Origin of the sequence: Muriicola sp. (assembly GCF_041567615.1) — a bacterium.
Classification (GTDB): Bacteria; Bacteroidota; Bacteroidia; order Flavobacteriales; family Flavobacteriaceae; genus Muriicola.
Genome location: NZ_JBFGBM010000068.1, coordinates 1 through 12,370, shown reverse-complemented (window position 1 = coordinate 12,370; position 12,370 = coordinate 1). Strand labels below are relative to the sequence as shown.

Sequence of the window (12,370 nt, the reverse complement as noted above, 5' to 3'; positions counted from 1 at the left end):
TTTCTGGAAATCGATACCGGAAATGTAATGGCCTATAAACAAGAGCGAACCCGGGAATGGCAAAGGCAGGGAATACTGCCTGAGAGGAATATCAAGTTTATTGAGGCGGATTTTAACAGGCCTAGCCTGGAGGATCTCTATCAGGAGATCCTGCCCCTCGTCAGGGGACGGAAGTGTTTTATCCTTCTCGAAGGGGTGCTGTTCTTCCTGGGGCATGAGGATACAATCAGGCTATTCGACCTTTTCCCTCGTTTACAGCTCGACGGTGGATTTGTGGGGAGTGTTTCTTTTACGCCTGACCTCGAAAAAAAAGAGGTTTTTGGGAAACTGATCGACTTTGTGGAAGGAAACCTCGAGAAGAACCAGCAATTCAACTACCAGACCCTACCCCACGAATTTTACCGTACCTTACAGGCGTATTCTCTGGAAGATCACCAGGATACGATGAGCCTTTCCAATCGCTATTTACGGGGCACCCACCTGCCGGAGGATGAAGTGCTCAATGAACATATGTACCTGCTGAGAACAAAAAATTGATTAGACCATGAAAATACATCTGGAACACGTTCAGCCCAGGGAGATGATGCCCGGCTACAGGGGGAGACTTATCCATGGAGAGAACATGACCCTGGCGTACTGGGATGTGGATCAGGGGGCTGAAGTACCCGAACACGAACACCTTCACGAACAGATCATGCATGTACTGGAAGGCCGTTTTGAATTCACCGTAGGAGGTGACAAACAGATCTACGAGGACGGGGAATTGGTCGTGATCCCACCCGGTGTTCCTCACAGTGGAAAGGCCCTGACACCATGTCGCCTTATGGATGTATTCAGTCCGGTCAGAGAAGAATACAAATAATGTGATCATGAACATCAATCTTGAAGGCAGGAGAGCATTGGTTGGGGGCAGCAGCAGAGGTATAGGCCTGGCCATCGCACGCCAGCTGGCGGAGAGTGGGGCCAGTGTTACCCTTATGGCCAGGAGCGAAGACAAACTCAAGCGTATAACCGAATCCCTGCATACGGCCTTTCCTTCACAAAGGCATCAATACCGGGTGGTCGACTTCAATGACTTCTCCCGTTATTCGGAAATGATCAAGGAGTATTTTTCAAAGAATACGGTCGATATCCTCATCAACAACACCCAGGGGCCCAGGGCGGGAACCCCCCTCGAAAAATCGGTGGAGGATTATCAGGAGGCCTTTGATGTCCTCTTTAAATCGGTCGTCTACACCACCCAGCTGGCCATAGGGCAGATGAGGTCCCGAAATTGGGGCCGGATCATCAACGTGGCTTCGGTTTCGGTAAAAGAACCCCTTTCCTACCTGGTGCTTTCCAACAGTATCCGCGCCGCAGTGGTAGCCTGGGCAAAAAGCCTGGCCACGGAGGTGGGGCCAGACGGGGTTACCGTAAACAATATCCTGACCGGTTATTTCGATACAGAAAGGCTCGGGGAACTCAACCAGAAAAAGGCTGAACAACAGCAGATCAAACCCGAAGAAGTAAGGAACCATATGACCGCCCAGGTTCCTCTGAGAAGGCTGGGCATACCGGAGGAATACGGATACCTGGCCGCCTTCCTGGCCTCCGATAAGGCAGGGTATATCACGGGATGCAATATTCCCATAGACGGAGGATTGCTCAGATCCCTCTGAAAGAAGATATCAACAGAAGAGGCTACTTTTTTGGTGGGTACTTAGACATCACTTTTACGGCAATTTCCCGCATCTCTCTTTCCCTTGACAAGGGAGTGGCATTCTCCCTGAAATTACCAGAACAGACAGCCTGCCAGAAGAGGGCATCGCGCTGACTGTCGATAAAATCGAAAAGGACTTCCCTTTCCAAATCCGAACGACCTATAGGCACGCCTATGGAAACGCCTCCCCCCATGTTTCGACCGCCTCCGCCAAGTCCGACCCCTACAGAACTATTCCTGGGCAAACGCAACTCACGAGATTCTATATTGATAAGGAAGTCGGGTTCCTCCGAGGAGGAGAAACCTTTTGAGAGCAGGACAGAATCCAGGGACGACAACAGACGACGGGTGTCGAGATCACTAAGCCCGGTCTGCATGTCCGGATAGTAATTATAGGTCCGGTAGCTGGAGAAATCAGTACCGGGGTCGTAGTCGTAATCTACTCTAAGGCTCGAGCAGCTGAGTAGCAACAGGCAGGGTATCCATAGCCAGTTTCTCATAGCGCAGCAATTGGGGCATAACCCTATGGAAAATATCCATACTGGTTACATGCCATTATCTTCTAATTTACGGAAAAAAACCTCTTGGCCAGAATGACAGGAATTCAATCGTTCAGAAAGGCCCAGAGCTTATCTTTGAGTTCCTGCAGGCCGTACTGAGATACAGAGGAAATAAAGAGAAAGGGGACGTCTCCAAGGTCTTTTTTTACTTCTTTGCCCATCTCCTCCCTCAGTTCCTCATCGAGCATGTCGGATTTTGAAATGGCAACCAGCCTTTCTTTGTCGAGCAGCTCCGGGTTGTATTCCTTCAACTCGTTCAGCAGTATTTCGTATTCCCTGGATACGTCGATACTGTCCGCGGGGATGAGGAAGAGAAGGATGGCATTGCGCTCAATATGCCTGAGGAAATAATGACCCAGGCCTTTCCCCTCGGCAGCCCCCTCTATGATCCCGGGGATATCGGCCATCACAAAACTCTTGAAATCCCTGTACTGAACGATCCCCAGGTTGGGTTTAAGTGTGGTGAAGGGGTAATCGGCTATCTTGGGCTTGGCAGATGTCAGAACCGACAGCAGGGTGGATTTACCTGCATTTGGAAAGCCCACAAGGCCCACATCAGCCAAAACCTTGAGTTCGAGTGTCAGGTCGGATTCTGATCCGGGGATACCGGGCTGGGCGTACCTCGGGGTCTGGTTGGTGGCACTCTTGAAATGCCAGTTCCCGCGTCCTCCGAGTCCGCCTTCCAGGACGATCTCTTCCTGTCCGTGCTCAGTGATCTCCACGAGTACCTTCCCTGAGGCAGTTTCTTTGACCACAGTACCCAGTGGCACTTCGAGGTAGACATTGGCACCGTCTGCACCAGTACTGCGGTTCTTGCTGCCGTGCTCCCCGTGCCCGGCCTTAAAGTGTCGCTGAAATTTGTAGTGGAGTAAGGTCCAGAGGCTTTCGTTCCCTTTCACGATGACATGGCCACCCCGGCCGCCATCTCCCCCATCGGGACCGCCTTTGGGAACGTACTTCTCCCTTCTGAGATGGGCAGAACCTTTCCCCCCGTTTCCGGAAGAAACGTGCACTTTGACATAATCCACAAAATTACCTTCAGTCATTGGACGGTTTTAATGATCTCCGTGGAGCATTTACGCATGTCTGCGCAGGAAGGATTATGACCTTCTTAACAAAGGGTTTCGATCACAGAGGCGAGTCGGCCCGTGATCTCATCAATATCCCCTATGCCATTCACACTGTGGAATTTTCCCTGAGCCTTGTAATATTCCCGGAGCGGTGCTGTCTTTTCGTTGTACTCCTCAAATCGGTTCCGGATCTTGGCCTCATCCTGGTCATCAGGACGACCGCTCACCTTCCCCCTTTCCAACAGACGTCCGATCAGGACCTCGTCATCGGCCTCCAGGGCAATGGTGGCATCGATCTGCATGTCCCGGGAATCCAGGAAATTGTCCAGGGCCTCCGCCTGGGCAGTAGTTCGGGGAAATCCGTCGAAGATAAATCCGCTGGCTTCAGGGTTCTTTTCCACCTCATCCTTAAGCATATCAATAGTCACCTCATCCGGGACCAGGTCACCCTTGTCCATGTAAGATTTGGCAAGCTGTCCTAATTTTGTGTTGTGCTTGATGTTATAGCGAAAAACGTCCCCGGTGGAGATATGCTTGAGGTTGTACTTTTCTTTGAGGAAACCGGCCTGAGTTCCTTTTCCGGCACCCGGTTTTCCAAATAATACAAGGTTGATCATATGTGCTTTATTGATTTGATAGACGTCCCTGAGGTTTCGTCCCTGTTCCATATAGTCGAGACCATATCCCACGATAAACCGATCAGGAATCTCCATTCCGAAATAATCTATGCTATACTCTCCGTTATAGGCCTCTGATTTATAGAAAAGGCTGGCGATCCTGAAATTTTTAACGTTGGTATTTGAAAAGATATGAACCAGTTCCTGAAGCGTCCTGCCGGTGTCGATTATGTCCTCCAGGATTATTACACTCCGGCCTTCAATGTTGTCGGGTGCGTCTAAGAGGGTTTCTACGATCCCGGTGGAGGTCAACCCCCTGTAGGAGCTCAATTTAACAAAAGAAACTTCGCAGGGATGTGGATAATGCTTGAGAAAATCAGAGACAAACATAAAAGACCCGTTGAGCACCCCCACGAAAATCGGGATTTCGTCTTTGTAATCTGCCGCGATCTCATCTGCTATGCGTCTGACAGCGTCGAGGATCTCCTTTTCGGTCAGGTAAAGTTCAAAATTTTTGTCGTGGATCTTTATCACAACCTGCGGATACGTGTTAAGAGGGCAAAGATAATACTTTGCATCCTCTTTTTCAGGACACTTCTCCCGGTTTATAAGATTAAGATGTATTTTTGTCAAAACCACTTCGACCTACATGTCAGACCGTACAAAAACTGCATATTTCTCTTCGGACTTTACCCTGGGAATATTAGGTGGCGGCCAGTTGGGGAAGATGCTGCTCTACGAGACCCGTAAATGGGATATAGCCACCAAAGTGATGGATCCTTCCAAAGATGCTCCTTCCAGGCTTGCCTGCAATGAATTCGTACAGGGCGACCTGATGGATTTTGATTCAGTTTATCAATTCGGGAAGGACGTCGATGTACTGACCATAGAGATAGAGAATGTAAATATTGATGCCCTGGAAGCCCTTGAAAAAAAGGGGGTAAAGGTATATCCGACCCCCAGGGAACTCAGGCTGATCCAAAACAAGGCCACCCAGAAATTGTTCTATGTAGACCACGGGATACCTACCGCGCCTTTCTCCAGATTTGCCTATACCAGTGAGATCCGGGACAGCCTGGATCACGGGGGCATCCAACTTCCCGTTGTTTGGAAAAGTGCTCAGTTCGGCTATGACGGACAAGGGGTTAAGATTGTGCGTGACAGGGCCGACCTGAAGGACCTTCCCAATGTGGAATGCCTGGCCGAAACCCTGATCCCCTTTAAGACCGAACTGGCGGTGATCGTTGCCCGCAGCAGGAATGGCAACTCTGTAAATTACCCGGTTGTGGAAATGGAGTTCCATCCGGAGGCGAACCAGGTAGAATATGTCCTGTGTCCGGCACGGATCAGTGAAAAAGTGGCCAAAAAGGCAATTGCCACCGCACTCAAGGTGTCTGAATCCCTGGAACACGTCGGCCTTCTGGCTGTGGAGATGTTTCAGACCCGGGAAGATGATGTCCTGGTAAATGAAGTAGCGCCCCGGCCCCACAACAGTGGTCACTACAGTATTGAGGCCAGTTTCACCAACCAGTTTGAACAGCATCTCAGGTGTATTCTGGGTCTGCCTTTGGGCAATACTGACAGCAAAGTGGCAGGCGTCATGGTCAATCTGGTCGGTGCCGAAGGCCATCAGGGAGCGGTGGAATACGAGCACATAGAAAAGATCCTAGGCCTCAGGGGTGTGACCCCTCATATCTACGGAAAATCCATGACCCGGCCTTTTCGCAAAATGGGACATGTGACCATTGTGAATGAGGATATGGAAGAGGCCCGGAAAATTGCCGGAGAAGTTAAAAGAACGATCAACGTAATCAGTAAAAGCAAATCATGAGCAAGGTAGCCATAGTCATGGGCAGCACAAGTGACCTTCCTATTATGCAGGAAGCAGTGGATGTCTTAAAGGGATTCGATATCGAGGTGATGGTGGATATTGTTTCTGCCCACCGCACACCGGAAAAACTCTTTGAATTCGGGAAAACAGCTCATACCCAGGGATTCCAGGTGATCATAGCCGGGGCCGGAGGGGCGGCACATCTGCCGGGAATGCTGGCATCCCTCTCTCCATTACCTGTGATAGGCGTCCCCATCAAAAGCCGTAATTCCATAGACGGCTGGGATTCTGTCCTTTCTATCCTCCAGATGCCAGGGGGCGTTCCTGTGGCAACCGTAGCCCTTGACGGCGCTAAAAATGCTGGTATCCTGGCCGCCCAGATCATCGGAAGCCAGGATTCCTGTGTCCTGGATAAGATCGTTCTCTACAAAGAAGGTCTGAAGGAGAAGGTGATCAAAGGAGCTGAGGAGGTCCGGAAGGGGAAGTCATCTTAATTTGACCCTTCCGGAAGAAATTCAACAAAACAGAAAAATCTACTTTTTGCATGAAGAACATATTGCTGGAGCCCTTCGACCTGGCTCCTTTTCGTTCCGTTAAGAATGAACATTTTAAACCTGCCTTTGAAAAAGCCCTGAAAACAGCACGTCTTGAGATCGATGAGATCACGGGATCGGAGGCTCCCCCCACCTTTGAAAATACGGTGGAAGCCCTGGAATTTGCCGGCGCACATCTCGACAGGCTCTCCAGCCTTTTTTTCAATCTGAATTCTGCCGAGACCAGTGAGGAGATTCAGGCCCTGGCTCAGGAGATTTCGCCCTTGCTGACCGAATTCAGCAATGACATCGCCCTGAATGAGGCCTTGTTCAAAAGAGTGGAACAGGTCTATGAGGGAAGGGGTCAGCTCGACCTGAATACGGAACAGCAGATGCTTCTGGAAAAGAAATACAAATATTTCAGCCGTAACGGGGCTCACCTTCCCAGGGATAAGAAGGTCCGCCTGAGGGAAATAGATAAGGAACTGGCCAAACTCAAACTGACCTTCGGGGAGCACGTCCTGGCAGAGACCAATCGGTATGAGATGCACCTCACAAAGGAAGAGCAGGTAGCAGGACTGCCTGAGGACGCCCTTGAAACGGCTTCCCAACTGGCCGCCTCAAAAGGAAAGGAAGGATGGGTCATCACCCTGGATTACCCGAGTTACATACCTTTTATGACCTATGCGAATGACAGGGACCTGAGAAAAAGATTATCCATAGCCTTTGGAAGCAAAGGATTTCACAGGGACGACCTGGACAACCAGGAACTGGTACTCCGGATCGCTGCCTTGCGCCACGAAAGGGCCGTACTCCTGGGATATGAGTCACATGCGCATTTCGTCCTCGAAGAACGCATGGCAGAAACACCGGCCAGGGTAATGGAATTCCTGGAAGAGTTAAAGGAGAAGGCAAAACCTGCTGCCCTCAGGGAATTCGGCATGCTTCAGTCATTTGCAAGAGAGGAGGATGGGATCGATCAACTCCAGAAATGGGATGGCAGCTACTACACTGAAAAGCTGAAACAAAAACTTTTCGATCTCGATGACGAGAAATTGAAGCCTTATTTCAAGCTCGAAAATGTAATCGCCGGGGTCTTCAAAATCGCCGGGGAACTTTACGGGCTTCGATTCGAAGAAGTGAAGGATATAGACACCTACCACGAAGACGTAAAGACCTATCAGGTCAAAGGCGAGAAAGGTGAATTGATCGCGATTTTTTACGCCGACTTCCATCCCAGACCGGGAAAGCGCGGAGGAGCCTGGATGACCTCCTATAAGCCCCAATACAAGAGGAAGGGACGCAATGAAAGGCCCCATATTTCCATCGTCTGCAACTTTACAAAACCGACGAAATCCAAACCTTCCCTCCTGACCTTCAACGAGGTCACTACCTTATTCCACGAATTCGGGCACGCCCTCCACGGGATGCTGGCAGATACCACCTACCCAAGCCTTTCAGGAACTTCGGTATACTGGGATTTTGTAGAGCTGCCCAGTCAGATCATGGAGAACTGGTGTTTTGAGAAAGAGGCCCTTGAATACTTTGCCCATCATTACGAGACGGGCGAACTGCTTCCTATGGAAATGATCAAGCGGATCAAGGAATCCTCTAATTTCATGGAGGGGATGGCCACTTTAAGACAACTGAGTTTTGGTTTTCTGGATATGGCATGGCATGCCCAGGACCCGTCAGGTATTGAAGAGGTTAAGGCTTTCGAAGTAGAGGCTTTTGCAGATACTCAACTCTACGGCGACACACCGGACACCTGTATGAGCACGGCCTTCTCCCATATTTTCCAGGGAGGATATTCGGCGGGATATTACAGCTACAAATGGGCCGAGGTACTCGATGCGGATGCCTTTGCCTATTTCAAGGAAAAAGGCATTTTCAACAGGGAGATCGCCAAAAAATTTAAGGATTGCATCCTGAGTCAAGGCGGGACGACTAAACCCATGGACCTTTACAAGGCATTCAGGGGGAGCGAACCCAGTCTGGATCCCCTGCTGGAGCGGGCCGGCCTGTTGAAAAAAACGGCCTAGTCCGGGGATACGCCTGTCAAAGCCCCGTACCCACCCGTAAGGTCGATGGCACGGTAGCCCAGGGAATCCAATACAGCAGCGGCCATTGCACTCCGACCGCCTTTCTGACAATACACATAGATGGTATTCCCTTTCGGGAGGTTGGACACCTGCCCGGTGAAATCCTCATCGTACCAGTTGATATTGATCGCATTCTCGAGATGACCTGCGGTGAACTCCTCAGGGGTCCGCACGTCTAAAAGCGTGTATTGCGACAATCCCTGTTGATCGAATTCAGTGATGGGCATCCGGCCGGATTCCCTGCATCCCAGGAATGTCAGGAGAAGAACAAATGTGAAAAAAGGTTTTTTCATGGCAGTGGCATGTCAATCAAATGTACCGTATTTGTTTTAAATCCTTTACTTTTAACGGGAATAAAATCGCTATGCAAACGGTAAAATTAACCCCTGAAAAATGGGTAGACAGATATGCTGACTACCTCTATAACTATGTCATTTCAAGGGTTAACGATGAGGATACTGCAAAGGACCTCATCCAGGAAACCTTTATCGCAGGATTAAATTCTGCAAAGAATTTTAAGGGTCAGGCCTCGGAACGCACCTGGCTGGTCGCTATCCTGAAAAGGAAGATCATTGACCACTACAGGAAGATCAGTTCCAAAAAGGGGAAAGCCGAGGTAAAGAGGACCTACAGTACGGCATCTGACAGTGAAGGAGACTGGCTGGAGGAGCAGGTGGCAGATCCCTTCAGCATCCGTGAAAATGACCTTATCGAAAATGAAGAACTGGGTATGGCTTTACAGGCGTGTATAGATGCGCTCCCCGAAAAACAGAAGCAGGTTTTCGTGATGAAAACCATAAGTGGTATTTCCACAGAAGATATTTGTAAAGAACTCAAAATAAATCCGTCTAATCTCTGGGTGATCATCCACCGGGCAAGAACAGCCCTGATGGGATGCCTGAATAAAAACTGGTTCGAATCATGATCTCATGTGATGAAGCCGCCTTGATTTGCAACAAATCGCAATACCGGGAGGCCCGTTTACCGGAAAAATTAAAGCTGAAGCTGCATATTCTCTTCTGCAGCACCTGCAGTTCTTTCTCCAAACGCAACAAAAAATTGTCTGAGATGTTTGGCAAGGCAAAATTGCACGTATTGAGTGATGCTAATAAAAAGCAGTTAAAGCAGCTGATCCGAGAAAGACTCTAGACCAGGGCCTGAATTCCCCACAGAGCCAATACCCAGAAAATGGGAAAGGCCTCTACCCAAAAGGAGGCGAAAAAACGGGGCTGTTTTTTTGGCAGAAAGATCAAAAGTGCTCCAAGACTAAGAACCATGATTGTTTTTCCCAGGATTTCTTCTCCCGATAGTTCATCCATCATAAAAGTCAACAGGTAGCATATCAGGCAGGCCCATAGACCAAGTCGCCTTGTCCTTGCAATACCGAGACGCTGAGGAATCGTGAGCATGTCCGCAGGATCCGTACCCAGGTCGCGGATCTCGAAGGGAACCATCAACACCAGGATCAGAAGGAGTCTTTGCACAAATTCCACCCATACGTCCCAGGATTGGAGGGAAGCAACTTCCACCACAGGCAACAGCACCGTCGTTCCGGTCCATACCAGGCCAATGATCAAAATCTTGACAAGACCCCTGTGCCTCAAGTTTTTGCCCTCCGGTAGGATGGGTAAGGTGTAAATGGCGGTAAGCAATGAAAGGACCAGAAGGGTCAACAAGGTCTGCCACTTGAGATATGTAATAAAGTACAGGGAGAGGCCCAGAGAAACAAGGCTGACTGTAAGGGAAATTCCCGGCATATTGAAAAGACCGTAAAACCGATTTCTCTTGCGGGAGATTTGCCTGATGACATTATAGGTGGGGATAGTGCTAAAAAAAACTAAAAAAAACAGGGATTTATTAACGGGAATGTTTAAGAACTGACAGGTGAGGTAGAGCAATGCCAGCACAGCCAAAGCTACATGAATACTGGCTTTTACATAATATTCGAAAATCTTTCTCAACACCCGCATTAAACAAAAATAGCCAAACCGTGTTCTATCCGATTCTCGCGGTTAAAAACTTTGGATACGCACGGCATTTTACTGCCTGTATAAAGGGAATAATTACCTAATTTTGTGCTCCTTTCAGAAAATAATTTTATGCTTCGTCAATGAACACAGATTCTTTTGCTTCAAGACACATCGGGATAAGGGAGGAAGACCTTCCCGGAATGTTAAAGACCATTGGGGTGGACAGTTTAGGTGAGCTCATCTATCAGACCATACCCGATGATATCCGTTTGAAAGAAGGCCTTCGGTTGGATGATCCCATGACCGAACAGGAATTCCTGACCCATATCCATGAACTGTCGCGCCTGAACGAAGTGTATAAATCCTACATCGGACTGGGCTACCACGAGAGTATTACCCCTTCTGTAATCAAGAGGAATATCCTAGAGAATCCGGGCTGGTATACAGCGTATACGCCTTATCAGGCAGAGATCGCCCAGGGTCGGCTGGAAGCATTGCTCAACTACCAGACCATGGTCTGTGACCTCACGGGAATGGAACTGGCCAATGCCTCTCTGCTGGATGAAAGTACGGCTGCGGCCGAGGCCATGACCATGCTCTACGATGTCAGGACCCGCGACCAGAAAAAGAATGGCTGTGTCAGGTTTTTTGTTTCAGAAGAGGTTCTCCCCCAGACCCTTTCCCTTTTACAGACCAGGGCAAATCCCCTGGGGATAGAATTGGTTGTCGGGGATCACAGGGAGGTAGAACTCAACCAGGAGTACTTTGGAGTACTCCTCCAATATCCCGGGAAATACGGTCAGGTTTTCGATTACGCCGGTTTTGTTGCCAATGCTAAAAATCATGATATAAAAGTGGCTGTCGCCGCGGATATTTTAAGCCTCGTCCTGCTTACCCCTCCCGGAGAGTTCGGAGCCGACGTAGTTGTGGGCACCACCCAGCGTTTTGGCATCCCATTGGGATATGGCGGACCCCATGCGGCTTATTTTGCCACCAGGGACGAATTCAAAAGAAACATCCCGGGAAGGATCATCGGGGTTACCCGTGACACTGACGGAGCACGGGCTTTGCGTATGGCCCTGCAGACCAGGGAACAGCATATCAAGAGGGACAAGGCCACATCCAATATCTGTACGGCTCAGGTCCTGTTGGCGGTAATGGCGGGCGCATACGCCGTCTACCACGGACCCAAAGGACTTAAATACATAGCCCATAAAGTACATAACAACACCCTCTTCCTGGCGGATGGCCTGGAGAAGATGGGTATTTATCAGTTGAATTCCGCTTTCTTTGACACCCTCCTGGTAAAAGCAGATGCCGGAAAAGTCAAAGCAGTGGCAGAGAAGAGGAAGGTCAATTTCCATTACGTAGACGATGCCACTATTTCTATCTCCCTGAACGAAGCGACCACCCGAAAGCGCACTCTGGAGATCCTCTCCATTTTTTCCGATGCCCTGGGAAAAGAAGTACCGAAGAACGATACTTCGGGCAGAACAACATCCATACCCAAAGAATTGACGAGGACCTCGGACTTCCTCACCCACGAGGTGTTTAATTCCTATCATTCCGAGACCCAGCTCATGCGATACCTGAAAAGGCTGGAGCGCAAGGACCTTGCCTTGAATCACTCCATGATCTCTTTGGGTTCCTGCACCATGAAGCTCAATGCAGCCACAGAGATGTTGCCGCTGAGCATGCCGGAATGGGGTAACATCCATCCCTTTGTCCCGGTGGAGCAGGCAAAAGGGTATCACAAGGTTCTCGAGGACCTGGCAGACGACCTGACCGCGATCACAGGATTTGCCGCCACCTCTCTGCAGCCCAATTCCGGAGCCCAGGGAGAATACGCCGGCCTGATGACTATCAGAGCCTACCACGAATCGAGAGGGGATACAAATCGAAACATCTGTATCATCCCGGCCTCTGCCCATGGGACCAATCCTGCTTCTGCCGTGATGGCAGGTATGCAGGTGGTGGTCACCAAAACA

At 49.6% G+C, this 12,370-nt stretch carries 12 protein-coding genes and 1 pseudogene; 8 read left to right on the top strand and 5 right to left on the bottom strand.

Going from position 1 to position 12,370, the window contains the following annotated elements:
* The 3 genes and pseudogenes from ABYP73_RS06390 to ABYP73_RS06380 all read left to right on the top strand — a co-directional run.
* A pseudogene (locus tag ABYP73_RS06390) lies at positions 1-537 on the top strand (hypothetical protein); the annotation flags it as partial.
* A 7-nt stretch (positions 538-544) separates the two neighbouring features.
* On the top strand, positions 545-862 hold the full coding sequence (locus ABYP73_RS06385) for a cupin domain-containing protein (protein WP_372945626.1): 318 nt from the start codon (positions 545-547) through the stop codon (positions 860-862).
* Between the two features lie 7 nt (positions 863-869).
* On the top strand, positions 870-1,658 hold the full coding sequence (locus ABYP73_RS06380) for an SDR family oxidoreductase (protein WP_372945625.1): 789 nt from the start codon (positions 870-872) through the stop codon (positions 1,656-1,658).
* A gap of 22 nt (positions 1,659-1,680) precedes the next feature.
* Here the strand turns inward: ABYP73_RS06380 and ABYP73_RS06375 are convergent, their stop codons facing one another.
* The 3 genes from ABYP73_RS06375 to ABYP73_RS06365 form a co-directional block, all read right to left on the bottom strand.
* Positions 1,681-2,199: a DUF4136 domain-containing protein gene (locus ABYP73_RS06375; protein ID WP_372945624.1), complete on the bottom strand. Its 519-nt coding sequence runs from the start codon at positions 2,197-2,199 to the stop codon at positions 1,681-1,683.
* Positions 2,200-2,303: 104 nt separating this feature from the next.
* A complete protein-coding gene (obgE, locus tag ABYP73_RS06370; protein WP_372973790.1) occupies positions 2,304-3,305 on the bottom strand; it encodes a GTPase ObgE in 1,002 nt (333 codons plus the stop codon).
* Positions 3,306-3,370: 65 nt separating this feature from the next.
* On the bottom strand, positions 3,371-4,480 hold the full coding sequence (locus ABYP73_RS06365) for an adenylate kinase (protein WP_372946558.1): 1,110 nt from the start codon (positions 4,478-4,480) through the stop codon (positions 3,371-3,373).
* 115 nt (positions 4,481-4,595) lie between these two features.
* Here ABYP73_RS06365 and ABYP73_RS06360 point away from each other — a divergent pair, with 115 nt between their 5' ends.
* The 3 genes from ABYP73_RS06360 to ABYP73_RS06350 are packed head-to-tail and all read left to right on the top strand — an operon-like array spanning position 4,596 to position 8,352.
* Entirely contained in the window at positions 4,596-5,777 is a 1,182-nt protein-coding gene (locus ABYP73_RS06360) for a 5-(carboxyamino)imidazole ribonucleotide synthase (RefSeq protein WP_372973789.1), read from the top strand.
* Complete coding sequence (purE, locus tag ABYP73_RS06355; RefSeq protein ID WP_372946390.1) at positions 5,774-6,271, top strand: 5-(carboxyamino)imidazole ribonucleotide mutase; 498 nt, start codon at positions 5,774-5,776, stop codon at positions 6,269-6,271. Before ABYP73_RS06360 ends, purE begins: the two co-directional genes overlap by 4 nt.
* A 50-nt stretch (positions 6,272-6,321) precedes the next feature.
* Entirely contained in the window at positions 6,322-8,352 is a 2,031-nt protein-coding gene (locus ABYP73_RS06350; protein WP_372973788.1) for a M3 family metallopeptidase, read from the top strand.
* Here the strand turns inward: ABYP73_RS06350 and ABYP73_RS06345 are convergent.
* On the bottom strand, positions 8,349-8,705 hold the full coding sequence (locus tag ABYP73_RS06345; RefSeq protein WP_372946425.1) for a rhodanese-like domain-containing protein: 357 nt from the start codon (positions 8,703-8,705) through the stop codon (positions 8,349-8,351). The two genes, ABYP73_RS06350 and ABYP73_RS06345, sit on opposite strands and share 4 nt — an antisense overlap.
* Positions 8,706-8,776: 71 nt before the next feature.
* Between ABYP73_RS06345 and ABYP73_RS06340 the strand changes: the two genes are divergently transcribed.
* Positions 8,777-9,337: a sigma-70 family RNA polymerase sigma factor gene (locus tag ABYP73_RS06340; protein WP_372973787.1), complete on the top strand. Its 561-nt coding sequence runs from the start codon at positions 8,777-8,779 to the stop codon at positions 9,335-9,337.
* Between the two features lie 220 nt (positions 9,338-9,557).
* Here ABYP73_RS06340 and ABYP73_RS06335 read toward each other — a convergent pair whose 3' ends face one another.
* Positions 9,558-10,373 (bottom strand): hypothetical protein, encoded by an 816-nt coding sequence (locus tag ABYP73_RS06335; RefSeq protein ID WP_372973786.1) that lies wholly within the window; start codon positions 10,371-10,373, stop codon positions 9,558-9,560.
* Between the two features lie 149 nt (positions 10,374-10,522).
* Between ABYP73_RS06335 and gcvP the strand changes: the two genes are divergently transcribed.
* On the top strand, positions 10,523-12,370 hold a 1,848-nt coding region (gcvP, locus tag ABYP73_RS06330), incomplete at its 3' end, for an aminomethyl-transferring glycine dehydrogenase (protein ID WP_372973785.1).

Coding starts and splice junctions, on each gene's coding strand:
- ABYP73_RS06385 (WP_372945626.1), top strand. CDS start 545: ATGAAAATACATCTGGAACACGTTCAGCCCAGGGAGATGATGCCCGGC.
- ABYP73_RS06380 (WP_372945625.1), top strand. CDS start 870: ATGAACATCAATCTTGAAGGCAGGAGAGCATTGGTTGGGGGCAGCAGC.
- ABYP73_RS06375 (WP_372945624.1), bottom strand. CDS start 2,199: ATGAGAAACTGGCTATGGATACCCTGCCTGTTGCTACTCAGCTGCTCG.
- obgE (WP_372973790.1), bottom strand. CDS start 3,305: ATGACTGAAGGTAATTTTGTGGATTATGTCAAAGTGCACGTTTCTTCC.
- ABYP73_RS06360 (WP_372973789.1), top strand. CDS start 4,596: ATGTCAGACCGTACAAAAACTGCATATTTCTCTTCGGACTTTACCCTG.
- purE (WP_372946390.1), top strand. CDS start 5,774: ATGAGCAAGGTAGCCATAGTCATGGGCAGCACAAGTGACCTTCCTATT.
- ABYP73_RS06350 (WP_372973788.1), top strand. CDS start 6,322: ATGAAGAACATATTGCTGGAGCCCTTCGACCTGGCTCCTTTTCGTTCC.
- ABYP73_RS06345 (WP_372946425.1), bottom strand. CDS start 8,705: ATGAAAAAACCTTTTTTCACATTTGTTCTTCTCCTGACATTCCTGGGA.
- ABYP73_RS06340 (WP_372973787.1), top strand. CDS start 8,777: ATGCAAACGGTAAAATTAACCCCTGAAAAATGGGTAGACAGATATGCT.